The 25,620-nt window shown below is 56.6% G+C and carries 23 protein-coding genes and 2 pseudogenes; 22 read left to right on the forward strand and 3 right to left on the reverse strand.

All coding sequences use genetic code 11. The features are described from left to right. Positions 1–2 precede the first annotated feature (2 nt). From B7E11_RS20445 to B7E11_RS20545, 22 genes and pseudogenes are all read left to right on the forward strand, one after another. Positions 3–522, forward strand: a pseudogene (locus B7E11_RS20445) (IS256 family transposase); the annotation flags it as partial. Positions 523–910: 388 nt separating this feature from the next. Then, a complete protein-coding gene (locus B7E11_RS20450) occupies positions 911–2,185 on the forward strand; it encodes a BNR-4 repeat-containing protein (RefSeq protein ID WP_080838194.1) in 1,275 nt (424 codons plus the stop codon). Positions 2,186–2,364: 179 nt separating this feature from the next. Further along, the gene (tnpA, locus tag B7E11_RS20455; RefSeq protein ID WP_080838197.1) at positions 2,365–2,835 is read left to right on the forward strand and encodes an IS200/IS605 family transposase; all 471 of its coding nucleotides are present in this window, start codon (positions 2,365–2,367) and stop codon (positions 2,833–2,835) included. Positions 2,836–3,231: 396 nt separating this feature from the next. Next, a complete protein-coding gene (locus tag B7E11_RS20460) occupies positions 3,232–4,785 on the forward strand; it encodes a sensor histidine kinase (protein ID WP_245809780.1) in 1,554 nt (517 codons plus the stop codon). 23 nt (positions 4,786–4,808) lie between these two features. Further along, entirely contained in the window at positions 4,809–5,354 is a 546-nt protein-coding gene (locus tag B7E11_RS30420) for a helix-turn-helix transcriptional regulator (protein WP_245809781.1), read from the forward strand. Positions 5,355–5,545: 191 nt separating this feature from the next. After that, positions 5,546–6,088: a hypothetical protein gene (locus B7E11_RS20465; RefSeq protein ID WP_342744483.1), complete on the forward strand. Its 543-nt coding sequence runs from the start codon at positions 5,546–5,548 to the stop codon at positions 6,086–6,088. Between the two features lie 241 nt (positions 6,089–6,329). Then, complete coding sequence (locus B7E11_RS20470) at positions 6,330–7,601, forward strand: methyl-accepting chemotaxis protein (protein ID WP_080838199.1); 1,272 nt, start codon at positions 6,330–6,332, stop codon at positions 7,599–7,601. Between the two features lie 224 nt (positions 7,602–7,825). Next, positions 7,826–9,730, forward strand: coding sequence for a 1,4-alpha-glucan branching protein GlgB (gene glgB / locus B7E11_RS20475; protein WP_139787361.1), 1,905 nt, complete (start codon positions 7,826–7,828; stop codon positions 9,728–9,730). 51 nt (positions 9,731–9,781) lie between these two features. Continuing rightward, the gene (locus B7E11_RS20480; protein WP_080838203.1) at positions 9,782–10,948 is read left to right on the forward strand and encodes a glucose-1-phosphate adenylyltransferase; all 1,167 of its coding nucleotides are present in this window, start codon (positions 9,782–9,784) and stop codon (positions 10,946–10,948) included. After that, entirely contained in the window at positions 10,945–12,057 is a 1,113-nt protein-coding gene (gene glgD, locus B7E11_RS20485) for a glucose-1-phosphate adenylyltransferase subunit GlgD (RefSeq protein ID WP_176220837.1), read from the forward strand. Before B7E11_RS20480 ends, glgD begins: the two co-directional genes overlap by 4 nt. 15 nt (positions 12,058–12,072) lie before the next feature. After that, complete coding sequence (gene glgA / locus B7E11_RS20490; RefSeq protein WP_080838206.1) at positions 12,073–13,503, forward strand: glycogen synthase GlgA; 1,431 nt, start codon at positions 12,073–12,075, stop codon at positions 13,501–13,503. Between the two features lie 16 nt (positions 13,504–13,519). Further along, on the forward strand, positions 13,520–15,487 hold the full coding sequence (locus B7E11_RS20495) for a glycoside hydrolase family 15 protein (RefSeq protein WP_080838209.1): 1,968 nt from the start codon (positions 13,520–13,522) through the stop codon (positions 15,485–15,487). 129 nt (positions 15,488–15,616) lie between these two features. After that, positions 15,617–16,080, forward strand: a pseudogene (locus B7E11_RS20500) (GNAT family N-acetyltransferase). A gap of 18 nt (positions 16,081–16,098) precedes the next feature. Continuing rightward, a complete protein-coding gene (locus tag B7E11_RS20505; protein WP_080838211.1) occupies positions 16,099–16,374 on the forward strand; it encodes a hypothetical protein in 276 nt (91 codons plus the stop codon). 165 nt (positions 16,375–16,539) lie between these two features. Continuing rightward, positions 16,540–17,049, forward strand: coding sequence for a MarR family transcriptional regulator (locus tag B7E11_RS20510; RefSeq protein WP_080838214.1), 510 nt, complete (start codon positions 16,540–16,542; stop codon positions 17,047–17,049). Then, positions 17,046–17,606 (forward strand): nitroreductase family protein, encoded by a 561-nt coding sequence (locus B7E11_RS20515; RefSeq protein ID WP_080838216.1) that lies wholly within the window; start codon positions 17,046–17,048, stop codon positions 17,604–17,606. The genes B7E11_RS20510 and B7E11_RS20515 overlap by 4 nt, the downstream gene beginning before the upstream one ends. 125 nt (positions 17,607–17,731) lie before the next feature. Next, a complete protein-coding gene (locus tag B7E11_RS20520; RefSeq protein WP_080838218.1) occupies positions 17,732–18,886 on the forward strand; it encodes a sensor histidine kinase in 1,155 nt (384 codons plus the stop codon). After that, a complete protein-coding gene (locus B7E11_RS20525) occupies positions 18,883–19,515 on the forward strand; it encodes a response regulator (protein WP_080838221.1) in 633 nt (210 codons plus the stop codon). Before B7E11_RS20520 ends, B7E11_RS20525 begins: the two co-directional genes overlap by 4 nt. A 122-nt stretch (positions 19,516–19,637) precedes the next feature. Further along, positions 19,638–20,570: an ABC transporter ATP-binding protein gene (locus tag B7E11_RS20530; RefSeq protein ID WP_080838224.1), complete on the forward strand. Its 933-nt coding sequence runs from the start codon at positions 19,638–19,640 to the stop codon at positions 20,568–20,570. Between the two features lie 13 nt (positions 20,571–20,583). Then, entirely contained in the window at positions 20,584–21,852 is a 1,269-nt protein-coding gene (locus tag B7E11_RS20535; RefSeq protein ID WP_080838226.1) for an ABC transporter permease, read from the forward strand. Further along, the gene (locus B7E11_RS20540) at positions 21,852–22,955 is read left to right on the forward strand and encodes an ABC transporter permease (RefSeq protein ID WP_176220838.1); all 1,104 of its coding nucleotides are present in this window, start codon (positions 21,852–21,854) and stop codon (positions 22,953–22,955) included. The genes B7E11_RS20535 and B7E11_RS20540 overlap by 1 nt, the downstream gene beginning before the upstream one ends. Positions 22,956–23,031: 76 nt before the next feature. Next, positions 23,032–23,967, forward strand: a complete 936-nt coding sequence (locus tag B7E11_RS20545; RefSeq protein ID WP_080838232.1) for a VanW family protein — start codon at positions 23,032–23,034, stop codon at positions 23,965–23,967. Here B7E11_RS20545 and B7E11_RS20550 read toward each other — a convergent pair. From B7E11_RS20550 to B7E11_RS20560, 3 genes are all read right to left on the reverse strand, one after another. Beyond that, positions 23,964–24,305 carry a hypothetical protein gene (locus tag B7E11_RS20550; protein ID WP_080838235.1) on the reverse strand — a complete coding sequence of 114 codons (342 nt, stop codon included), beginning with the start codon at positions 24,303–24,305 and terminating at the stop codon, positions 23,964–23,966. The two genes, B7E11_RS20545 and B7E11_RS20550, sit on opposite strands and share 4 nt — an antisense overlap. Before the next feature lie 23 nt (positions 24,306–24,328). Then, a complete protein-coding gene (locus tag B7E11_RS20555) occupies positions 24,329–25,087 on the reverse strand; it encodes a hypothetical protein (RefSeq protein WP_080838238.1) in 759 nt (252 codons plus the stop codon). A gap of 82 nt (positions 25,088–25,169) precedes the next feature. Further along, positions 25,170–25,559, reverse strand: coding sequence for a WGxxGxxG family protein (locus B7E11_RS20560; protein WP_080838241.1), 390 nt, complete (start codon positions 25,557–25,559; stop codon positions 25,170–25,172). Positions 25,560–25,620 lie beyond the last annotated feature (61 nt).

Raw genomic sequence — 25,620 nt, forward strand, 5'->3', positions numbered from 1 at the left:
CGAACAAAGCTGCATACATGGTCATATACATGGTCATTGGCAAAGATCTGGACGGCAACAAGGATGTGCTGGGCATGTAGATCGGCGAGAACGAGTCGGCGAAGTTCTGGCTGAGCGTGCTAAACGACCTCAAGAACCGCGGCGTTCAGGATATTCTCATCACCTGTGTCGACAACTTCAACGGCTTCTCCCAAGCCATCTCCGCCTGCTATCCCCAGACAGAGATTCAAAAATGTATCATCCACAAGATCCGCAACTCTACTCGGTACGTTTCCTACAAGGATCTGAAAAAGGTCACAGCAGACCTAAAGCCGATCTACAAAGGCTACCGAGGACATGGCGCTGGTCGAGCTGGATCGCTTTGAAGAGACGTGGGGTGCCAAGTATCCGCTGATTAAAATGCTCTACCTGGTCACCATGGACGTCACACGGAAATGGACGGGCCGTGTCCAAAACTGGGGGCAGATGCTTTTGCAACTCTCCGTCTTCTTTCCCGACAGGATCGGGCAACACTTACCTTGATGGGCCTATTTCCCCCTCGGGGGAGATTCCTATATAGGAGTTTACACAGAATTATTGACAGACCCCGAAAGGGCCATTTGAAAAGATGGCCTTTAATCTAATCCGCTCCGGTGCCGAGCCGGAACAATGCGCTTGCGAGCGGAGAGCGGCCGAGAAATCGTTCTATCGCGGCTCCAACCGGCACGAACATGCACGATTTCGTTCTATGAACAACAAGAAATCGTTCATGCCCGGGCCCGATTCGCCATGGTACGATGATTGCGGCGCCGATTGAAATCCGCTTTTATGTAACCGCTTTATCGAATCTGGCTGCGGAAATCTCGCAGACGCAAATCTCGCAGACGCAAGCACTGATGGAAAGTCATTCGTTCGCAGGAGGCGACTGGGCATGAAGTGGAAGAGAGCTTTAAGAGTTTGGGCGGCGGCAATCCTGCTGGCCTCGCTGACGCCGGCCGGCACCGGAAGCGCCGCCGCGGCGCTGACCGAGGTTCCTTACGCGATGGACTCCAGCAATCAGGCGGGCTGGTGGTCGCCGCTCGCGACGTACGGAACCGGACTCGAGTACGCCTATATGGCCTATAACGCGCCGGGGAGCGCGGCCGGCACGCACAAAGTTTATATCGCGAGAAGGGACGGGACGGGCGCTTGGTCGAATATTCCGGTGATGAATGGAACCGCCGTCGCCGAATACGTCGACGACAACGGCCATAACCAGCCTTCGATCGCGAGGGACGGCAACGGCCGGTTCCACGTGTTCGCCTCGATGCACGACAACGAGTGGCGTTATTTCCGTTCGGATACGGTCGGGGGTCCGCCGCAAAACCATTCGGCCGACATGCCCGACCCGAACATGAAGATTACGTATCCGATCGTGAAGACCGCTCCCAACGGAGACCTTTACTTGCTTGTCCGGGCCTCTCAGGACCCGGCCGGCAAACGCAACGGCGTGCTTTTCCGTTGGGACAATGCGGCGTCCGAATGGAGCCAGATCGCGGTCGTCGCGTCGACGCTGAACCGCTCCGTGTACCCGGACGATCTGGCTTTCGATTCGAACGGCGATCTGCACCTCCTGTTCGAATGGTCGCATTTTGCGGCAAGCGCCCTTCGCCATGAGCTGTCTTATCTCAAGTACAGCCCGGCGACCGGAACGTTTTCCAAGGCCGACGGCACCCCCGTATCGGTGCCCGTACCGCTTTCCGCGGCGGATATCGTTCAACCGCTGGCGGCAAGCGAAGCTTACGTGCAAAGCGGGAGCGATCCGGGAGGCCCTGGCGTGCAGAGCGCCAAGCTGACCGTCGACTCTTCGAATCAACCGGTCATTGCGTACAGGTACCGGGAGGAAGGCAGCGGCACGTTCTCGGTCAAGCTTGCGACGCGCGCCGGAGGGGCTTGGAATTTGCAAACCGTCTATGACGAATCCGAAACGAGAGCGGCGCTGGACGTTACGTGGACCGGCTCGCAGGCAAGGGTTTATTACGCGAAGACTAGCGGAACGGACCGCGCGTTTATGGCGGTTCAGTCGGGCGGCACCGGCTGGAGCGCGGTTTCGATCGCTCCCGGCAAGCCGATCGAGCGGCTTGCCGTCGAGCGGAACGCGAACGGCGTCGATATTCTTTATCTCGTCGATATCGCGAACCGCAAGCTTTATTACGGACGAAATTGACGCGGACGTTGCGCGGCCGGACGAACGTTCTCGTCCGGCCCTTTCTTTGTATAAGAAAACCCCCAGTTCGACTGGGGGTTCAGGAAAGCTTATAGCTATGAGTAGTCATCCCTTGACCTTCAATGATAATATGGGAGCCGGTCTGCCAACCGCTACCAAACATCAATGGAGGACAAGGGATGGACAAGAGCAGTCTAGCACACACGAAATGGAACTGTAAATATCATATCGTATTTGCCCCGAAGTATCGGCGGCAAGTGATCTATGGGAAATTAAAAAGGGAAATCGGAAAAATCATCCGGGAGTTATGTGAGCGAAAAGGGGTAGAAATTCTCGAAGCTGAAGCATGTCCGGATCACATCCACATGCACGTGAGTATTCCGCCGAAGCTAAGCGTGTCCGAGTTTATGGAATACTTAAAGGGAAAAAGTTCACTGACGATCTTCGATAAATTTGCGAATATGAAGTACCGCTACGGCAATCGACAGTTTTGGTGTAGAGGGTACTACGTCGATACGGTGGGACGAAACAAAAAGGTTATCGCCGAATACATTCGGAATCAACGAACAGAGGACAAGAACTACGAACAACTCACGATGAAGGAACTGATCGACCCGTTTACGGGTGAGTCGGTGAAAAAGGGCGTATAAAGAGGCCCCTTTCCAGGGGCTAGCCTGAGGTAACACGCGGTTGGCAGATCTTCAGAGCGCCTTAGAGGCGCTTGCTTGTAACATGCCCTTATAGGGCTGATGGAAGCCACCGGCTAAGCCGGTGGTTATGACTTCGGCTCCTGACATTGACAGTAAAAGGAAAGAACGATTATAGTAAGGGCACACGAGAGTCCGGGAGAGAAAGCCTCATGAACGCGTTCCGATTGCTCCGCACGCGCAAATTTTTGCAGCGGATTCTGCTCGGCTTCATGTTGATCGTCGCAACGCTCGCGGTGACGTCTTACCTGCTCAACGTCAACGCCCGCGGCAAAATCGTGGAGATGCAGAACGAAGCCGACCGCAAGCTGCTCACAGATCCATTACAACATCGAAAACATGAACGGGATCGTCAAGGACTTGGCGGTTTCGCTTTACAACGACGACGAACTCATCGCGTTGAAGGCCGGCTCGGACTATCGCCAAAGCCTGCTGAAAATCGACCGCCTGGATCGAACCGTCGCGGAATCGCCTTATCTGCATGCCGTCGCGTTTTATAATCCGGCGCAGAGCCGGTTTTTCTCCTCGCTCAATCACGAAATGGACAACAACCAGCTGTATTCCGCGTTAAGCGACTATATGGCCTCTCACCCGGACGTGCCGAAGCTGCAGCTCATTCCGCTCGATTTGGCCGGCGGGAACGAAGGCATCGACGTTTTCGCTTTTTTTCTGTACGACGGTCCTTCGCTGGGCTCCGTTAACGGCAGCGTTCTCGTGCTGACCGTGAAGCCCGGATGGATGGTGGACAATGTGGAAGCGCTTAACAAACTGGCGGAGCGGGAGGACGACGTGCTCTTCGTGACCGACGGGGAAGGCAACGTCCTCATTTCGAACGGCCGAATGCCGCCCGCGCAGTTGCAGCTCAAGGACGAGCTGCTGCCGCGGATCGAGAATTCCTCCGGCACGCTCGGCGATTTTATGTATCGGTTCGAGGGCAAGAAATATAAGGTCGCGTACTTAAGCAATGGGATGAACAACTGGCAAATCATCAGCCTGCGGGATTACGATGCGGTGCTCGGCCATGTCCGGCAGTTGAAATGGACGGAGATCGGGGTGACGGTGTCCGTCGTGCTGTTCGCCGTTTTGCTGTCCTTTTATTTCTCTCTGCGGTTATACCGGCCGGTCGGACAGCTTCTCAACCTTATTCGCGAGGATCAGCGGGAGGTTCCGCAGGCGAAGGACGAGTTGACGCTTATCGCGGCCAACTACGTCGACATGCTCGACAAGCTAAAGGGCATGGAGCGAGATCAAGCGTCCAGGCGGAACATCGCCAAGGTTTATCATTTGCGCAGCCTGCTCGGCGGGAGCGATGCCGTGCCCGAAGCCGAATTTTCGCAAAACAGGGAGCAGTACGGAATCGACATCGTTCCGTCGGGGGTGCTGCGGCTCGCGGTCGTCCGGCTCGATCGCAGGGAGGAGCTGTCGGCGGCTTCGGGAGCCGGCGCCGAGTCGCTGTTCCACTTCGCCATAGCCAATATCGGAGAAGAACTGCTGCGCCGCGAAAACGGCTGCGAGTACGCGGACATGAAAAACGGCCATCTGGCGTTTATCGTCAGCAGCCGGGAGGAGAACGGGCTCGCGGGCCTTGCGGAGCGGTTCGGCGAACTGCAGAGGACGATCCGGAACTTTTACCGGATTTCGTTCACTGTCGCTTTAAGCCGGCCGTTCGGTCATTACCGCGAAATTACCGCCCACTACGGACAGGCGCTGCGTCTGGCGGATTACCGGATGATCGCGGGTCACGGATCGATTATCGAACCGGAGAGGGTCGAAGACAACGAGCGGAACGAGCAATTCCGCATTCCGCAGGAGCTGGAGAAGCAGCTGGTCGACGGCTTGAAGAGCGGAGACCGGGAGCGAACGTCGGAGGCGATCGAGCGCTGGAGCGGCTGATCGGAACGTTCAGCTTCGAAAATATGTTTTCCGCCTTGCTTCATATGGGCGTGACGCTCAGCAACACGCTCGGGGAGATGAACCATTATCATCTGCATCCGATATCCGTCGATCTTCGCGCGATCAACCGCAGGCTGATCGGCACCGAAACGCTGGACGAGGTGCGCGAGGTGCTGCTGGCCGTCATCCGCGAAGTGTTCGAGCAAATGCAAAGCGGAAAGGAAGATAAAAACAAGCTGCTTTCCGATACGATTCGGGAAATTATCGAAAAGCATTACTCGGACCCGGATCTGAACGTGCAAAAAATCGCCGATATGCTCAAAATGAATTCGGTCTACCTGGGTCAAGTGTACAAATCCCAGGAAGGGGAGTCGGTCGTCGACCGGATCAACGCGACCCGTCTTGCCCAGGCGAGGCTTCTGCTGGAGCAGCAGGATCTGATGGTCGCGGAAATCATGGAGAGGGTCGGATTCGGCAACGAAAGCTATTTCTATCGGCTGTTCAAGCGCAGGTACGGCGTGACGCCGAAAGAATACCGCTTGAAATTCGCTATAGACCGCAACACGTAACGAAGGCCCGCCGGGTTTGCCGGCCGGCCTCTTTTTTTGCCCCGAACGGCGCCTCTTGCAGGATTCTGGGATACGTACAACCGCCGGATACAGGAATCCTGCATATGTACAGTACCTCTTGCGGCGCCCGTTGCGCTATCGTTAGTCGTGCAAGCCGGAAAGAGCGAGGCGGGAAAGGAAGGGCATTCGAAATGAAAAAGGCATCTTATGCTTGGCGCGGCAACAGCGGCCGAAGCATCGGAACGGAAGCGGATCCGCCGCTTTCCGAAAAGAAAGCGAAATCGTTCATCGGAAGAGAGCTTAAGCATTTGAAGAGCAACCGGGAGTTGCTGCTGTTATCGCTTCCCGGCGTTTTGTACAAGCTGATCTTCGCTTATTTGCCGATGGTCGGTCTCGTCATCGCCTTCAAAAATTACCGGTACGACCTCGGAATTTTCGGAAGCGAATGGGCCGGACTGGATAACTTCAAGTATTTGTTCAGTACGGATACGGCCTGGGCCTGGAGGATCACCCGCAATACGGTGCTTTACAATGCCGCTTACATGCCTCCGTCACGCGTGCCTATATTGGAATTTATCCAATCGAAGAAGCGAAAAACGGGAATGCCACGGTCGACAGTGGATTTTATCCAACGAGCAACGTGGACAAAATCCACCGAAGCTTCGCCCGCATTGCGCCAGAAGTCCGACTCGCAAAGTAGGCTCGACCACAGGGGAGGGGACAAGTTGATTTAGGTCGAAATTTGTCGATTATCTAAAACCTGGGGAGAGACGGCTGGCCCCGGTGTGATATGCATCACAGACAAAATTCGGAGACGAAGTATGATGGAGAAGGAAGCGCTCCTTATTGCCTCGCTCCTGTTAAAAATGTCACAATTTCGACAACAGGAATAATAGGGCAGTAAGAGAATATAGGTACAGATTGGGAACTAGTTCTTTAGGATTATTCTACAAAATTCAACGGGGGAAAGACGTCATGAAGGTTCGCTTCGGAATCGTGAAAAAAATGGTCATCGGCATTACGACCGTATCCGGCATTACGTATATGACAAGCGCCTTTTTTCTGCTTGTGCTCAGGGAATGGTTCGATTTTCTTCCCGAAGGGCTGTTTGTCTTTCTGACCTTGATCGTCGGGGTGTTCTGGACCGGGCTGTTCGGATTCTTTTTCTCCAAGTGGCTGCTGAAGCCGCTGCTGTCGCTGACGGCGGCGGCCCGGGAAGCGGCCGAGGGGAATTTGCGCGTGCACGTTGCGGTCGGACGGACCCGCGACGAGCTGTCGATGCTGAGCCAGGCGTTCGATGACATGCTCAAGCAGCTCGTTTCGATTATTAACGGCATCCGGGAAAATTCGCAATCGACGGACCGGCACGTGGCGGACTTGCAATCGGCGATAGGGGAAGCCGCGCTGCAAATCGAGCAGATTTCCCAACAGGCGGAGACGATCACGGACGGGACGGTGCGCCAGCATCAATCCGCCGAGACGATGCGTTCTTCCGTCGAGGAGCTTTCGCAAACGGCGGCCGAGATCAATGATCAGGCTTCGGACGCCCGCGATCGCGCCCTGGTCATGAACCGTTCGGTCGAGGAGAGCGAAAAGGTGTTTCAGTCGATGGTGGTCGGCATGCAGCAGTTGTCGGAATTGAATCGGGAAGCGCTTGAAGTCGTCAGAAGGCTGGACGAGCACGCCGACAAAATCGGCTCGATTTCGAACGTCGTCGGGGATTTCGCCGAGCAAACCAACCTGCTCGCGCTGAACGCGTCCATCGAAGCGGCGCGGGCGGGCGAGGAAGGAAAAGGCTTCGTCGTCGTCGCGCAAGCGGTCAAAAAGCTGGCCGAGCAGAGCGGCAGCGCGGTCAAGGATATCCGCCAGCTGATCGCGCAAATTCAGACGGAAGTCGGAAACGCGGTCATGCACATTCAGCAGCAGACGATCGTAGCCGAGCAAGGGTTCAAACGCGGGCAGGCTTCGGCCGACTCGCTCGAATCGGTCGCCAAGGAAGCGGAACGGGTAAGCGAAATCGTCAACGCGATCGCCGCCCGGCTGGCCAGCCAGACCGAACAGGTCGAGGGCGTGCTCGGAGAGGCGCGCAATGTCGCGCAGGTGGCGGACGCCATTCGCTCCGGAGCCCGGGAAGTGTCCTCGGCTTCGCAGGAGCAGACGGCGGTCATGCAGGAAATCGCGGCGTCGTCCGAATCGCTGCGCGCCAAATCGTCCGATCTGCAAGGGCAGGTCGCCTTTTTCAAATAAATCCGTCCGGTTTTGCCGCCGGAAATGAGAAGCTCCCGTCGGGAGCTTTTTTTATGGAAAAAACGAAAAATTTTTTTGAAAATTCGGATGAAAACTAGCGATATTTCCTTTATAATAAATGTAACATATGTGTGAATTGTAAGGAAAATTGACAGAAAAATAACTTCCGCATTCCTTTTTGCCTATGCCTTTCCCCTACGAAGGAGGTGATCTCCGGCATGACCATGTTTTCTCCCCGGGTTTCTTCCGACATTTTGTATTTGTTCAACCGCGGCCAATTATTTCATGCGTACCGGACATTCGGCGCACATATGGATGAATACGAAGGAGCTTCCGGCGTACGTTTTACGGTTTGGGCTCCAAGGGCGCGCGAAGTCCGGGTCGCGGGCGAGTTCAACGGATGGAACGGGGCGAATCATCGGCTTCAGCCGGCGGGAACGACAGGAGTGTGGAACGGTTTCATCCCCGGTCTGAAGGAAGGGATGCTGTATAAGTTCGAAATCGTCGGCGCTGACGGGCAATTGCGGCTTAAATCCGACCCGTTCGCCTTCCGCTGCGAGACGCGCCCTTCGACGGCTTCCGTCGTCGCCGGGCTTGACGGGTACGAATGGAGGGACCGGGCCTGGATGGAAGGAAGCCGCGCGCGGGCGCCCTACGACAAGCCGATGCTCATTTACGAAGTTCATCTCGGAAGTTGGAGGTCGGACGCCCCCGAACGATTTCGCACCTACGACGAGCTTGCGGACGAATTGGTCGATTACGTGCTGGAGATGGGGTATACCCATATCGAAATTCTGCCGCTTGCCGAGCATCCGCTGGATCAATCCTGGGGCTACCAGGCGACGGGCTATTTCGCCCCGACGAGCCGCTACGGCCCGCCGGACGGATTGAAGCGGCTTGTCGACCGCTGTCACCTTCGCGGCATCGGCGTGCTGCTCGACTGGGTGCCCGGCCACTTCTGCAAGGACGATCACGGCTTGCGGCTTTTCGACGGAACGCCCCAGTTCGAGCCGGAAGACTGGCGGGTGGCGGAAAAGCCGCTGTGGGGCACGCTCGCCTTCGATTTCGGCAAGCCCGAAGTGCAAAGCTTTCTTATTTCCAATGCGCTGTATTGGCTTGAAGTGTTTCATATCGACGGCCTCAGGGTCGATGCCGTGGCCAGCATGATCGATCTTCACTTCGACAAGCCCGAGGAAATGCGCGCCTATAACCGCAGGGGCGGCACCGAGCATCTGGACGCGCTCGACTTTTTGCGCAAATTGAACGAAACCGTGTTCCGGTACTTTCCGAACGCGTTGATGATCGCCGAAGATTCCTCCGCCTGGCCCGGCGTTACTTCTCCTACCTACATGGGCGGCCTCGGATTCAATTACAAATGGAATATGGGCTGGATGAACGATTCGCTGAAATACATGCAAACCGATCCCGACCGCCGGCCCGCCGTTCACTCGCTTTTGACCTTTTCGCTTTTGTACGCCTACTCCGAAAATTTCGTGCTCCCTCTGTCGCATGACGAGGTCGTGCACGGAAAACGCTCCTTGCTGAACAAGATGCCCGGCACCTACGAAGAGAAGTTCGCGAATTTGCGTCTGTATTACGGTTATTGGATGACCCACCCCGGCAAAAAGCTGCTGTTCATGGGCGGCGAGTTCGGCCAGTTCGACGAATGGAAGGACGCCGGGGAACTGGACTGGATGCTGCTGAAATACCCGCTTCACGACGGGCTGAGGCGCTTCGTTCGCGATTTGAACGCGCTGTACGGCTCGGAATCCGTTTTGTGGGAATCGGATCACCATCCGGACGGGTTTCGCTGGATCGACCCGGACAATGCGCCGCAGTCGATGTTGACATACGTTCGCCGCGGCGCCGACGCGAGGCGGCATCTCGTCTGCGTATGCAATTTTTCCCGCATGAATTACCCCGCTTTTCGCATAGGCGTACCCTACGGGACGGTGTACCGAATCATTTTGAACAGCGACGTCCCCGATTACGGCGGCTTCGGCCGCAAGCTGCCGCGGCAAAGCAAGGCGGAGCGCAAGCCCATGCACGGACAATCGTTCAGCCTGGAGCTTCCCGTTCCTCCGCTGTCGTTTTTGCTGTTGGAGCCGGAACCGATCGCCGTCGAGTAACAAACCCCGTCGGAAGCACGGAAGCTTCGTTTAGAGAGAGGAGTCGTTCATATGCGCCGCAACGAATGTATCGCCATGCTGCTCGCGGGAGGAGAAGGCCGAAGGCTGGGCGTGCTGACGAAGGATTTGGCCAAACCGGCCGTCCACTTCGGAGGGAAGTACCGGATTATCGATTTTACCCTCAGCAATTGCGTCAATTCGGGCATCGAAACGGTCGGCGTGCTCACCCAATACCAGCCGCTCGTGCTGAATCGACACCTCGGCATCGGCAGTCCGTGGGGACTCGACCGGCGGGACGGGGGTATGCACGTGCTGCCGCCGTACGTTCGCCAGAAAGGCGGTTCCTGGTACAAAGGAACGGCCAACGCCATTTTTCAAAACATCGGCTTTATCGAACGGTACGATCCCGAATACGTGCTCATCATTTCCGGAGACCACATTTACAAAATGAATTACGAACTCCTGCTCGAAGCCCACAAGGCGAATCGCGCGGACGCGACGATCGCCGTCATATCCGTACCGTGGGCGGACGCGAGCCGGTTTGGCATTCTGAACGTCGACGAGGACGGCAAAGTGCTTGAATTCGAAGAGAAACCGAAACAGCCGAAAAGCAATCTCGCATCCATGGGCGTGTACATGTTTTCCTGGCCGGTTCTCCGCGATGCGCTGCTTCGGGACGACGAAGACAAGATGTCTTCCAACGATTTCGGGAAAGACATCATCCCCAAGCTGCTGGGGGAAGAGGCGAGGCTGTTTTCGTACCGGTTCGACGGATACTGGAAGGATGTCGGCACGATCGAGAGCTTGTGGGAAGCGAATATGAACTTGCTGGAGGGTTCCCCCGCGCTGGATTTGAACGATCGCTCCTGGCGGATTTACTCGGTAAGCCCCAACCAGCCAGCGCAGTATTTGTCTCCCGAAGCGTCGGTAACCAATTCGCTGATCAACGAAGGCTGCGTCGTGGAAGGCAGGATCAACCGCTCGGTTTTGTTTCACGGAGTGAAAGCGGGGAAGGGGAGCTTCATCGAAGACTCGGTCATTATGCCCGGCGCGGTCATCGAGCCCGGCGCGCGAATCGTTCGCGCCATCGTCGGCGAGAACGCGATCGTAGGCTCCGGCTGCCGGGTCGGAAGCGTCGATTCCGAGCATATCGCCGTCGTCGCGAGCTATGACCATATCGTGCCGGAAATTCCGCTGGAGGAGGCGAATCCGCTGTGAAGCTGCCGCTGATGGGCATCATCAACCTGATTCACGAAACGGAGGAAATGGGGGCGCTGACCGCAGGCCGCTGCCTGGCGACCGTGCCGTTCGGCGGCCGCTACCGGCTGATCGATTTCGTGCTTTCCTCGATGGTCAATTCGGGCATTTCCAACGTATCGGTATTTGCCCATACGAAATTCCGCTCGCTGATGGACCATCTCGGCTCCGGCAGCAACTGGGATTTGCACCGCAAGCAAAAAGGGCTGTTCGTCCTTCCGCCGGCGATGGAAAACCAGACCGATTTCGGCAAAGGCGATCTGTACCATTTTTGGCGCCACCGGGATTATTTCCGGCGCAGCGAGCACGATTACGTCGTCATCACGCGCAGCCATATGGTATGCAACATCGATTTTTCGCTCGTGCTCGAGCAGCATCGGGAACGCGGCGCCGACGTCACCGTCGTCTGCAAGCGCTGGCCGAACGCGACGACCGGACTGACGCGCAAGGCGCGGCTCGACCCGGACGGCCGAATCGCGGAAATGCAGGATCATTTCGGCCGGCTCGCCAGCGATATCGTATCGATGGAAATGTACGTGCTTCGCAAGGAGCTTCTCGTCGATCTGGTCGAGACGTCGCTTGCCCAGGGCAAGGACCATTTCGTCCGCCATGCGGTTTTGTCCCGGCTCGGGGAGCTGCGGGTCGAGGCGTATATGCACGAAGGTTACCTCGGCGTCGTGAACAGCATCCCGGCCTACTACCGGCACAATATGGAGCTGCTCGACCAGAAGGTGTGGAGGGAGCTGTTTTTCGAACCGGGGCCCGTATTCACGAAGGTAAAGGACGAACCCCCGACCCGCTACCGGGACGGGTCCACAGTCGTACAGTCCCTCGTCGCGAATGGCTGCGAAATCGAAGGCGAGGTCCGCAACAGCATTTTGTTTCGGGGAGTCAAGGTGCGCAAGGGGGCGGTCGTCCGCAACAGCATCGTCATGCAAAACGGCGTCGTCCGCGAGGACGGCACGATCGAAAATTGCATTTTGGACAAAGAGGTGGAAATTCGGAAGCAGCAGCAGCTTAAAGGTTCGGCCGACATGCCGTTTCTGGCGGTGAAGCGAAACGTCATTTAAAAACGGAGGGGTTCGATGAACGTCTGGTTTGCGGCTTCGGAGGCGGTGCCGATGGTCAAAACCGGGGGACTCGCCGACGTCGTCGGCGCGCTGCCGAAGGCGCTGGCGAAGCTGGGGGTGAACGTGACGGTGGTGCTGCCCAAGTACGGCGCCATTCCCGAGAAGTATACGAAGGAAGCCCGGACGCTCGATACGTTCCGCGTTCAAGTCGGTTGGCGTTCGCAATACTGCGGAGTGCTGGAGACGTTCGCCGACGGGGTGCGGTTCCTGCTGATCGACAACGAATATTATTTCAAAAGGCATTATTTGTACGGGTACGGCGAGCAGGAAGCGGAACGGTTCGCGTTTTTTTGCCTGGCGGCGGCGGAAACGCTTTTGCGGACGGACGCGCTGCCCGAGATCGTGCACTGTCACGACTGGCAGACGGGGCTGCTCCCGATGCTGCTGCGAACCCGGTACGCCTACGATCCCGCAATCCGCAAAATAAGGACCGTGTTTACGATTCATAACCTGCAGTATCAGGGCGTGTTCTCGCGCGAATGGCTCAAAGATTTGCTGTCCGCCGGCGACGAGCTGTTCGGCGAGGACGGCCTGGAATTTTACGGAGCGGGCAGCTGCATGAAAGCGGGACTCCGCTTCGCGGACAAGCTGACGACGGTCAGCCCGACGTACGCGAAGGAAATTCAAACGGAGGAATACGGAGAAAAGCTGGAGGGCGTCCTGCGTCAGCGATCGGGCGATTTGACGGGGATCGTCAACGGCATCGACACGGAGAGCTACGATCCGATGAACGATCCGAACGTTCCGGTTCCGTACCGTCATTCCCTCGCCAAAAAACGCAAAAACAAAATCGACCTGCAGCGCGAATTCGGGCTTCCCGAGGACGAGAACGTTCCGATGATCGGCATCGTGTCGCGACTTGTCAGCCAGAAAGGCTTCGACCTGGTCGGCGAAGCGCTGCCGGAACTGCTGGAAGAGAACGTGCAGATGTTCGTGCTCGGCTCGGGGGATCCGCAGATCGAGGGCATGCTGCGCGGCGCGATGGAGCGGCATCGGGACAAATTGTTCGTCTGGTACGGGTTCAACGAAGGGCTCGCCCGCCGGATTTACGCGGCCGCCGACATGTTTCTCATGCCGTCCCGATTCGAGCCGTGCGGGTTGAGCCAGCTTATTTCGCTCCGGTATTTGACCGTGCCGATCGTGCGGGAAACGGGCGGACTTCGCGACACCGTCGAATCGTACAACGAATTTGCCGATACGGGCAACGGATTCAGCTTCGGGCCGGCATCGTCGGGCGACTTGCTGTTTACCGTCCGCCGGGCGCTTGCCTTTTACAAGGATCATGCAGTCTGGGAAAAAATCGTCAAAAACGGCACGAAGCAGGACTACGGCTGGGAGACGTCCGCCAAAGCGTACGAGCGCCTGTACCGCGAGCTTGCGATATAAAGGAAGGGGATGCCTAATGGCTCGACATCTTGTCATCGGCAACGGCAAAATTTTAGTTAATCTGGACAAAAGCTGCTTCATCCGGGATATTTATTTCCCGTTCGTCGGACAGCTGAATCATACCGGCGGCCATCCGTGCCGGTTCGGCATTTGGTGCGGCGGCAAATTTTCCTGGCTCGACGATCCGTCCTGGCGGATCGAACTGGGCTACATCGAAAATTCCCTCGTCACGAACGTGTCCGCCCGGAACGAGGAACTCGGGATCGAGCTACATATCAACGACGGCATTCACCAGCGCGAATGCATCTACATGAAGCGGGTCGTCGTGCGGAATTTGACGGAAGAGCCGAAGGACGTCCGGGTGTTTTTCCACCAGGACCTGATGATCGACGACAGCGAAGTCGGCGATACGGCGGCTTTTTTCCCGGCGAACCGGACGGTGTTCCATTACAAAAGATCGTCCTATTTCATGTTCAACGGACGGTCGCAAGGCGGCGGCATTTATCAGTTTACGACCGGCATCAAACGATTTCACTCGGCGGAGGGCACGTGGAGGGACGCCGAGGACGGCGAATTGATGGGCAATGCGATCGCGCAAGGGTCGGTCGACAGCACGATCAGCTTGCGGGCGGAACTGGCGGCCGGCGGCGAAAGCACCTTTTATTACTGGATGTCGGTGGGCAGCGATTTGGAAGAGGTGAAACGGCTCGATCAATACGTTCAGGAAAGCCATCCGGAAAAGCTGCTCAGCCGCATCGTCATTTACTGGAATCACTGGCTTGCCAAAGCCGACGCGGATTTCGGGGATTTGCCCGCTTCCGTCGTTCAGCTGTATAAGCACAGCCTCCTGATCGTACGGACGCAAATCGACGAGCGGGGCGCGATTCTGGCGGCCAACGATACCGACATTCTGCAGTACAACCGCGACCATTACAGCTACATGTGGCCGCGCGACGGCGCCCTGATCGCGGATGCGATGTCGCTGGCCGGGTATCACGGGACGATCGCCCCGTTTTTCGATTTCTGCAACCGGGCGCTTTCCCCGGAAGGCTATCTGTACCACAAATACAATCCGGACGGAACGGTCGGTTCCAGCTGGCATCCTTACGTCGTGCAGGGCAGCCCCCGGTTGCCGATTCAGGAGGACGAGACGGCGCTGGTGCTTTATGCGCTGTGGAAAGATTACGAGCGCCAAGGGGAAATCGAGCTTCCCCAGGCGCTGTATCCGACGCTCGTTCGCATGGCCGCCTCGTTCCTGTGCGATTTTATCGAGCCGACGCTCGGTCTTCCGCTGCCCAGCTATGATTTGTGGGAGGAGCGCTACGGCATTTGGACGTATACGACCGCGTCCGTCTACGGCGGTCTGATGGCGGCGTCGTACTTCGCCGACCTGTTCGGCGATTACGAGCGAAGCGACCGTTACCGCAGCGTGGCCGAGCGCATGAAGGCGGGGATGATCGCCCACCTGTGGGACGAAGATGCCGGCCGGTTCGCGCGGGGGCTCGTGCAGCGGGACGGCCAGTGGGTGAAGGACATGACGCTGGAAAGCAGCCTGTTCGGCCTGTTCGAATTCGGCGTGCTGCCGGCCGACGACGACCGGGTCGTCCGCACGATGGGCGCGATCGCGCAAGGCCTCGCCGTGCAGACGGAAGTGGGCGGCATCGCCCGCTATACGAACGACTACTACTTCCAACAGAGCGGCGACGTGGAGAAGGTGCCTGGCAACCCGTGGATCATCTGCACGCTTTGGGTCGCCAACTTCCAGATCGCGACGGCCCAAACGCTGGCGGATCTGGAACCGCCGAAAGCGACGCTCGAGAAGGTCACGAAGCATACGCTGCCGGGCGGCAACTTGCCGGAGCAGCTGCACCCGCACGACGGCTCGCCGCTGTCGGTGGCGCCGCTCACCTGGTCGCACGCGACTTACGTGAGCACCGTATGCAAGTACTTGCAGAAGCGGGAGAAGCTCGCGGCGGCGAAGTAGGAAAACGAATATTTTTAAAAGGGACCCCTCCGATCGGCGGGCAATGCCGCCGATCGGAGGGGTCCCTTTTTCCATGATATGGGTTATAATAGGGGATGATCTGCGATCGAAGCGGGGGAGCGGCAACACATGAACTTAACCATTGAATTATTGGAGGACCCGAACGAAATTCCGTACGATCTTCTGCTGCTGGCCGATCCGTCCCGGGAGCTCGTGAACGAATACGTCGGCCGAGGGTACGGTTACGGGGCTTATTTGGACGACGAACTTGTCGGCGAAGTCGTCTTGATTCATACGCGCCCCCGGACGATGGAAATCGTCAACGTGGCCGTCAAGGAGTCTCGGCAAGGCCAAGGAATCGGAAGGCAACTGGTTCAAGCGGCCATAAGGGAAGCAAAGAGCCGTCAAGCGACCGCGCTGGAAATCGGAACGGGCAATTCAAGCTTTTGGCAACTGAAGCTCTATCAAAGCTGCGGCTTTCGAATCGTCGGCGTCGACGTCGATTTTTCGTGCGGAATTATGCGCAAGACATTTACGAGAACGGCATTCATTGCCGGGATATGATCAGGTTGCGGATGGAATTGTCGGGGTGAAGGAAGAGGAGGAGAACGATGCAACGAAGAACAGCCGGGGTCGTTTTCATCTGTATCGCCGCTTTCCTGTACGGAATTCGCTATATTAGCGCTGCGATATTCGGTTCGAACGCGTCAAGCTGGAGCTACGAGATGTTCCGGGCAATGTTAGGCTATATCGGAAACGGTCCCCTTATCGCGAGCATCGCGTCCTTGATCGTCGGCATCGCGTATTTAGTCGCTTCGGAGAAGGACTGGCTGAAAAAGAACGCGGAACAAATCAAGGAAAACTGGAACGAGCCTGAACGGAAATGAACCTGTGCTCGCCAATATTGATTTTCCGGCAAGATCGTGCTATGTTTATTAACAAGTTAACAAAAAAATTATTTGATTAAGCTTGATTTAATTTTTATGATTTGAATCCCGTTCGTAAATATTGTTAATTTATAAACAAAATATTTTTTAAGCGGGTGACCCCTAATGGAAGCGGATCTAACGCTCAGGCAACTGATATACGGCCAGTTTATTCATTTTATGCATCTGAACGAACAGCGCATGGAAGTCGAATTTCGCGAGTTCGCCGATAAAGCGCGGGAATTGAATCTGACCGCGTTCCCGAACAATTTGACCAGCATCCATGTCATCGACTGCATTGGCAACAACGAGCCGATCAACAACACGTCCGTTGCCGGAAAATTGAATTTGTCGAAAGCGAGCATTACGAAAATCAGCGCCAAGCTCCTTGAGGAAGGATTTATCAAACGCAGCCGGCTTAACGACAACAAGAAAGAGGTGTACTTCAGCCTAACCCCGAAAGGCAAGGAAGTCCTCGAATTGCACGAGACGTTGCACGGAATCCAAGAAAGCAAATTTTTGCGGTCCTTGAATTCGTTTTCGGAAACGGAACTGCATACGATTTTGAAATTTTTCCAGACGATGATTTCGCATTGGAACGCCAATCCATTGCCGAAAGGGGCGAAAAACCGATGAGCGTCGCGCAAACCGTAAGGGAGAGAAGGAGCATCCGCTCGTTCAACCGGCTGCCGGTATCCCGAGAGCTGATTCTGGAATTGCTGAACGATGCGGTATGGGCGCCGAATCACGGGCTTCGGGAGCCTTGGCGGTTTATTTTGATCGAAAGCCCGGAAGGGCGGGAAAGGCTGGCCGATTTGGCGGTGAACGCTTCCGGCAATATGATGCGGATGAAGCTGCTTCCGGCGAAATTAAAGGAATTGATGAAGAAGAAGATGGCCGAAATTCCCGCCAGCCTGGTGGTCGTGATGAAGGAGGAGAAAAACGAACATAAGCGGGAGGAGAATTTCGCGGCCGTCTGCTGCCTGATGCAGAACATGCAGCTGCTCGGGTGGGAGCGAAGGCTTGGCATGACCTGGACGACCTTCGAGTTCATCCGCTCTCCCGTTTTCCGCGAAGGCCTTGGCGTCAAGGAAGGAGAACAAATCGTCGGCATTTTGCATATCGGATACTTCGACAAGGCGCCGAATCCGAAACCGCGCACTCCCGCGGAGAAAAAGCTGACGATTTGGTAACCGGCCGTCACCCGGTACGCTCCCCGTTTTCATAATCAGGGCAAGGAAGCAGGAACCCGCCCGGGCCGCGTCGAAACCATACGTCGAGGCGGGCAGAAGCTTGCCGCAAGCCCACGGGAGGAAAAATGCGTTCGTATTGGCTTTGGCTGATTTTCTTGATCGCGGCGTGGCTGGGGGCGATGCTGCACATTTATCCGCTAGAACGCGAGATCGCATGGCGCTTGCTGCTGAGCGCCATGTTTTTTGCCGTTTACTTTCTTTTGCCGTTAATTCGGGAAAGGCCGGCGCTGTTGACGTTCGCAACGAGCCTTGCGGCTTTGCTCGCCGCCGTCGCGCTCTGGCCCGCAGCCGACGGTCCTCCGAATCCGTACCCGCTCATCTTGTTCGCACTGCTTGTCGGCCATGCGGCATACAGCCTGAAGTCCGCCGGGGCGGCGGTCGCGGGCGCTTTTGCCGTCCTGGCAGCGTTTTTGCCGGTTTTGGCCGGTTATCCGAGCCTGCCGCTCCTCTTTCTCGTTTTATTTACGGCGATTTCCGCTGTCGCTCTGATCCAATTTCGCGTTTTGCTTTCCGAGCGGGAGGAGACGGCCGCGCGCGGCGAAGCGCTGCTAAGCGAATACCGGCGGTTGAAGCGCAGGCTGATTTCGGATGAAGAAGCGGCCAGGCAGGAGGAACGGGCTTATGTCGGACGGGAAATCCACGATTCCGTCGGACACAAGCTGAGCGCCTTGCTTATGCAGCTTGAGGTTTACCGGTTGAAGTCCGGCGGGGAAACCCGAGAGATGCTGACGCAGTTGAAAGGACTGGCCAAAGAAAGCCTGGAGGAAACGAGAAACGCGGTCAAAGCGTTGAAGCAGCAGGAACCGGGCGGCTTGCCAGCGATATTGGGCTTGATCCGCAGGCTCGAGGCCGAAAGCTTTATGCGCATTCAGTTTACGGTGCGGAACGGCGCGCTTTCGGCTCCCCTTGGGAACGCGCAATCCGCCGCGATCTATCGCGCTGTGCAGGAGGCGTTGACGAACGCGATGAGACACGGGAACGAAAGGGAAGCCCGAATTCTTTTCGAAGCCCCCGGAGGAAGCATTTTCCGATTTGAAGTGTCGAATCAACGGGCTGTCGCCGATCCGGTCAAGGAGGGCTTCGGCCTGCGGTCGATGCGGGAGCGGATCGAACAGGCCGGAGGAAAACTGGAAATCGCGGCGTACGATCGTTTGTTCGTCGTCAGAGGCACATTGCCGCTTATTGCGGCCAACACGCCGGAACAGGAGGAGAATTCGTGATCCGGATTTTGCTCGCCGAAGATCAGGCGATGGTCAGGCAAGGCTTGAAAATGATGATCGAAACCGACCCGGAGCTGAAAGTGACCGGAGAGGCCGGGAACGGAAAGGAAGCGATCGCTTTATGCGAGAAGCAAGCGTTCGAGATCGCCGTTCTCGATATCCGAATGCCGGAAATGAACGGATTGGAGGCGCTGCGTGCGATCCGGTCGCGCTGGCCCCGCACCAAAGTGCTGATGCTGACGACGTTCAATGACGACCAATATGCGTTCGAAGCGTTAAAAAACGGGGTGGACGGCTACATGCTGAAGGATGCGGAACCGGAAGCGCTCATCCGTTCGATCCGAAGCTGTCTGTTGGGCGGGCTTTCGCTGCAGGAGGAAGTTGCGGCCAAAGTGATCCCGCGCCTGCTGAAAGGGCAAGACGAACCGGCCGTCGACCCGTCGATCACGCCGCGCGAGCTGATGATCGTCCGGCTTGTCGGGGAAGGAAGAAGCAACCGGGAAATCGCAAACGAGCTCGGGCTTTCGATCGGAACGGTCAAAAACCATGTGAGCCAAATCATCGACAAGCTGAATTTGCGGGATCGGACGCAGCTTGCCATTTACGCGATTCGGAATCAAATCGTTTGACCATGACTCCAGTCATGGTTTGCCATAAATGAAGTGACGGAAGACAGTGAGCGCACTGTCTTTTTTCTTGTATCTTTAAACCATAATCGAAGATCCATGGAAAGAAAGGATGGCTGCCGAACATGCTCGAAACGGTTGAGCTTCGCAAAGTATTCAAAGGAAAGACTGTGGTGGACGACGTCAGCTTGTTTTTGGACAGAGGGGAGTCGGTCGGCTTGCTGGGCCCGAACGGAGCGGGAAAGTCGACGACGATTTCGATGATCGCTTCGCTGCTGCGGCCGACCGAGGGCGACGTGCGCCTGAACGGAAGAAGCGTCCTCAAGCACCCGCAGGAGCTGCGCAAAGTGCTGGGCGTCGTGCCGCAGGAAATCGCCTTGTACGAAGAGCTGAGCGCTTACGAAAATTTGAAGTTTTTCGGTTTGATCTACAAACTTAAAGGACCGGCATTGGACTCGAAAATTCAGGAAACGCTCGAGCTGGTCGGGTTGCGCGAACGGCAGAAGGAGCTGATCAAATCGTATTCCGGAGGGATGAAGCGCCGGATCAACATCGCCGCCGCGCTGCTTCACGAACCGCAAATCGTCATTATGGACGAACCGACGGTCGGCATCGATCCCCAGTCCCGCAATCATATTTTGGATATGGTCCGTTTGCTCAATCGGGAAAAAGGAACGACCGTTTTGTACACGAGCCATTACATGGAGGAAGTGGAGCAGCTTTGCAACCGGATGTACATTATGGACAACGGTCGGATTATCGCTTCCGGAACGCGCAAAGAACTGCAGGGCATTTTATCCGGCGAAGATACGCTGCTCGTTCAATTGAACGCGCCGAGTCCGGAGCTGGTCAGGGAGCTGCAAGCGCTGGAGTCCGTCCGACAGGTCGAGGAAACGGAATCCGGCCTGAAGCTGATCGTGTCGAAGCAGCGCAGCGTGCTGTCGGCCGTCGTTCAGGCAGCGGAACGGCTGCAAGTCCAGATCGTCAACATTCATATTCAAACGCCTAGCCTTGAGGATGTGTTTCTTCATCTGACGGGCCGTACGCTGAGAGACTGAAGGGGGAGACGGAATGCTGCCTTTCCTCAAAAAGGATTTTCTGGTGTACTGGCGGGACCGAAAAGAGATGGCGCTCTCGCTTCTGCTGCCGATCGTGCTGATCGTCGTTTTGAGCCTTGCGCTGCCGAACTGGGTCGAAAACGGCGCCGAATCGCTCGACATGGACGTCGCGATCGTCCGGGAAGACGACGAGGAAGCGGGCTTGCGGCAGTTCCGGGATTCGCTGGCGTCATCGCGGCTTGCGGAAGAGGAGGCGGGCGCTCTTGCCGCTCGGGCGGAGCAGCTGCAGCCGGCCATGCTGCTCATGCAGCTGCTCGAAGGGGAAGAAGTCGGACAATTCGTAAAGACGACCGAATCGGATGCGGAGACGGCTGCCCGGCAATTGGAGGACAACGAAATATCCGCGATCCTTACGATTCCCGAGGGCTATACGCTGGCTGCGCTGAACCGGATGCTGCTCGGCGAAGGCGAAGCCATGCCCCTTGCGCTGACGGCGGCGGATTCCTCGCTTGAAGTCGACGTACTGCGGGATATCGTCGAAGGCTTCATGAAGACGTTGAACTTCGAACTGGCGTTAAGCCACGCCTCTGCCGATCATGCCGGGGCCGGGGCTCCCGATGTTCCCGTCTCCGTCGGTGGCAGGGAAACGATCGAAGGCTTTCAAATGATCACTTCGTTTCAATATTACTCGCTGTCCATTACGATCGTTTTTGCCTTGTTCGTGGCGATGACGACGGCAACGAAAGCCATTACGGAAAAAAGGGAGCGCGTGTTCCAACGGATTTTGCTGAGTGGCAGTCCGCCGTTCCGCTATTTGGCCGGCAAGATCGGTTCGACCTTCGTCATGTCTCTTCTTCAAATGACGGCCGTTTTCGCGCTCTGCCATTTCGCGCTCCGCCTGTTCCCCGGCCGCTCGCCGCAGTTCTGGCTTGGCATGGCGACGATCGCGCTCGTCTTTTGCTTCAGCATCGCCTCGTTGTCCGCCGTTTTTACCGCGTTGGCTTTCCGGTACAAGGAATCGTCGGCGAACGGAGCGATGATCATCGTCATCATGGTGACCGGAACGATCGGGGGCAGCTTCGTCCCCGTCTATATTCTGCCGGACTGGCTTCGGGATGTCGGGGAATGGACGCCGAACGGGTTGTCTTTAGCCGTTTTCATTCAATGGGTCCAACAAGAAGCGATATCCGTTATCGCCATCCCGCTTCTGCAGCTTATCTTGTTTTCCGTCGTCGCGATCGCGGCGGGTTTGCTTCTATTTCCGAAAAGGGGGCGGATTTAATGGTTCCCGTCCTGTTGTCGCAATGGATGAAGGAGAAACGTTCCCCTTATCTGCTGTTGCTTTTTATCGGCTTAAGCGTATTGGCCGTCCTGCTGTTCGGCATGAATGCGGAGAGCAAATTGAAAGTGGACGTATTCGCCGCGGACGGAATATCCGAGGACGAGGCTGCGGCGTGGATCGACCGGTTGAACGAAAGCGAGGCGTTCGAGTTCGTCCTGGAGGACGAGAAGCAAGCGAGAAATAAAGTTCGCGAAGGACGTTCGACGGTGGCGGTCGCGCTGATGCGGAACGATTTCCGGATCGTTGCAGCCATCGAAGACTATAATGTCCAGACGGTCGAACAGCACGCGAATGCCGTCTTCCGGCAGGAACTGCAGCTGCGGGAAGCCGCGGAACGTACGGATCAGCCCGAACGATTCCGAGAGGATGTCGCCGCGTATATGGAGCGTCCGCCGCTCTTTCTTCAGGCCGCCAATCCGGAAGGAGACGAAATCGCGAGCTACGATATGAGCATGCAGCTGATGTTCGCCTTTGCCTTGTTTTTGTCCATGTTTACCGTCGGCTTTAAAATCAATGCGGTCAATTCGGAAAAAACGTCCGGCATATGGAACCGGATGATTCTTTCCCCGACGACGAAAACGGAAATGTATATGGGGCATTTGCTGTATGCGTTTATGATCGGATTCGCGCAAATTCTGATCGTCTACCTTATTTTCTTATACGGATTCGGTTTCGATCTGGGCGACAATTTCGGGATGCTGCTTTTCGTGACGGCGGTTTTTGTCTTCGCTGTCGTCGCCCTGGCGCTGCTGTTTACCGGATTCACCAAAACGCCCGAACATTTCAATATGCTGTATCCGTCCATCATTCCGGTCATCCCGCTGATTAGCGGTGCCTATATGCCGCCGGGAACGCTTACGAACGACTTCATTTTGCTGGTGGCCCGGTTTTTTCCGATGAGCCATGCCATGGATGCCTTGCTCGGAATTGTCCTGTACGATGAAAGCGGATGGGACCTGTTTCCCCCGGTTTCCAAGCTTCTGCTGTTTGCCGTCATTTGCATGGGAGTCGGGATCAATTTGGTCGAACGAGGGCGTAAATAAAAGGGAAATGAATGGAAGGCAGCCGTTTGGGAAACCGTATCGTTGTGATTATCCTAACGAAAGGTGCTATCCGAAATTGAAATGGTTAACGATATCCTGGGCGCTGCTCCTGCTTTCCGCGCCGCTTCCCGACAGTTTCTCGATCCGGTACAAGGAACAAATCGTGGAAAACGTCAAGCGTGCCGACTACGAATTATTGCCCGCCCTGCCAATCGTCGACCCGGAAAAATTCGAGCGGCTGCTTGAACGTCTGCACGAGCGCGTCTACGAACGGCCGCAAAATGCCACGATCGGCGAGAGCGGGCAAATTGTGCCGGAAAAAGTCGGTTACAGGCTGGATCGCAACCGATTTGCCGAAAAATTTTACGATTCGCTCTTCGGCAGCGGATCTCCCTCGATCGAAGTGCCGCGGACGGCGGTTTATCCGCGGGTCGACAGCGAGCTGCTGGCGCCGCTTCGAGAGAAGCCGATCGGCCACTACGTCACCTATTTTAATTCGCGAAACAAAAACCGGTCCCACAACATCGGCCTGGCCTCCAAAGCGATCAACAACACAGTCGTGTTCCCGGGGGAGACGTTTTCCTTCAATCGGGCCGTCGGCATTCGCACGATCTCGAGAGGATATTTGCCCGCGCCGATTATCGTGCGGGGCGAATTGTCGGAAGGGATCGGCGGCGGCATTTGTCAAGTATCCTCCACGCTGTTTAATGCGATCGACCGGGCGGGACTTACGATTGTCAAACGCTATTCGCATAGCCGGAACGTCCCCTACGTGCCGCCCGGTCGGGATGCCACGGTTAGCTGGGGCGGACCGGACTTCGTTTTCCTCAATCCGTACAATCAGCCGGTTCTGATTCGTACCTTTACGGGAGGGGGCCGGGTTTTCGTCACGGTATACTCCTCCGACGAAATCGAATATTCGCCGCGAGAAGTGCCTGGAATTTCCGAGCGGTTGCCTGAAGAGATCAAGCAAGAGAAGCCCGCCGGGAACCGGAAGATTGCGAGTCATTAGGCGGGATCCGCGGTCATCTCCCGCAGGCGCCAAGGCGATAACGGCGACTGCCGGAAATAGGCGAAACGGAACACGAGGTCCGATTTTTCGCGATTGCGGTACACGACGGCTTTCCATTCGGCACAGGCGTTCAGCGCGCCGTCTTCCGTCTCCTTCGGCCCGGCGTCCTCCGTCCGAATGGCGGTCACGGCATTCAATTCCCGAATGAGGGACGAAGAGCGTTCCTTCGGCATTCCCTTGGTCAGAAGCCGGACGATTTCCGCTTCCCGATGGTTCGCCGCCTCGATCATGCTTTGGGCAAGCAAGGCGGGCCCGGACGATTCGAAATACGGCCGCAACCGCCCAGCGGCTTTGAGAATCATCAATTGGTGGGAGGGTCAGGGGAGTCGGACCGATGCGTCGTGCTGTGCAAAAAATGGATGCAGAAATGGCCGGAAAAGCCGTTTTCGGGAATGCCGTCGCCGCCGTGCGGCATGCCGTTCATCGAAGCTGCGACATTTCGGCCGTTCGCGGAGACGATGACGGCTTTCCGTTTCCAGCTCCAGCGGTTTTGATATATTTTTTTCATGACGGCCGTGTCTTCCCTGGTCAAAGGCTGTACGTCTGCATGCGTTCGTCCGGCGCGGCGTTGAACCCGAAACGTCAAACCGGTTTCCGCGTCCCGAACTTGAAAAGTGCTCTTAAGCGGGAAGAACGATTTGGCTTCTTCCCATGAAAGAAGCTCGCCGTAGTGGCGTTGCCGAAGCTTCAGGGCTTCGTTGCGCAGCTTGTCCGACCATTTCTCCGGAAGGAGGAACCGCTTTCCTTCGGCATCGCTCCATAAATTTCCGGTTATGTCCAAACGCAACGCCATCGGAAGCGAAACTTCCGTCTCTACATAAACGTCCGTTAAAAGCGGAGCAAATTCCGTTTCCGCGGCGGCCGCATGCTTCAGCGCTTCGGCTAAATCGCGATCGCTCAGTTCGAGCCGGGTCGCGAATGCGGCTTCGGGACTTGTGCGCACGCTCAACGCAACGCTTGCCGCACGCGTTTCGGAACTTTGCGCATGAAGCGACGATGCCGGCGGAAAACCGAAAAAAATCGCAGCCGACACAAGCAACGGAAAAATCCGTTTCGTCATCACGATCCTCCTTGTTTTTCGCAAGAACACCCCCCGAATCGACGGATCGGGAGGTGTTCTTTCATCCGTTATTGATTGACGTTTACGTGCGATCCCGCTCGGGATTGCGGCTGCGCATGCCGAGCAAGCCGAACAATCCGAGCAAACCAAGCCATCCCCAGTTGTTCCCGGCGCGGTTTGCGGCAGCTCTCGTCCGGTAATTTCCGCCGTTCGCAAAGCCGTCGTTCGCCGTGCCGTTCGTCGTCCCTCTGGTCGTATAGCCGTTGCCCGGCACGGTCGTGCCGGTATAGCCGGTATTCGGAACGACCGTTCCCGCGCCGGTTCCGGTTCCCGTGTAGGTACCATGGACTCCCGGTCTAGTCATCGTGCCGTTGGTGCCCATCGAATGAGTCGTTCCTTCCGCGACTGCAGGAACCGTCAGCATCAGGGAAATACCGGCCACCATCAGGCCGCTTGCCACCTTTTTGTTCATCTGTCGTCTCCACCTACTTGTTTTTATTTGTTCCTTGCATTAAGATTTCGTCTTTTTCGCT

It is taken from the genome of Cohnella massiliensis, from assembly GCF_900169535.1.
GTDB lineage: Bacteria > Bacillota > Bacilli > Paenibacillales > Paenibacillaceae > Cohnella > Cohnella algarum.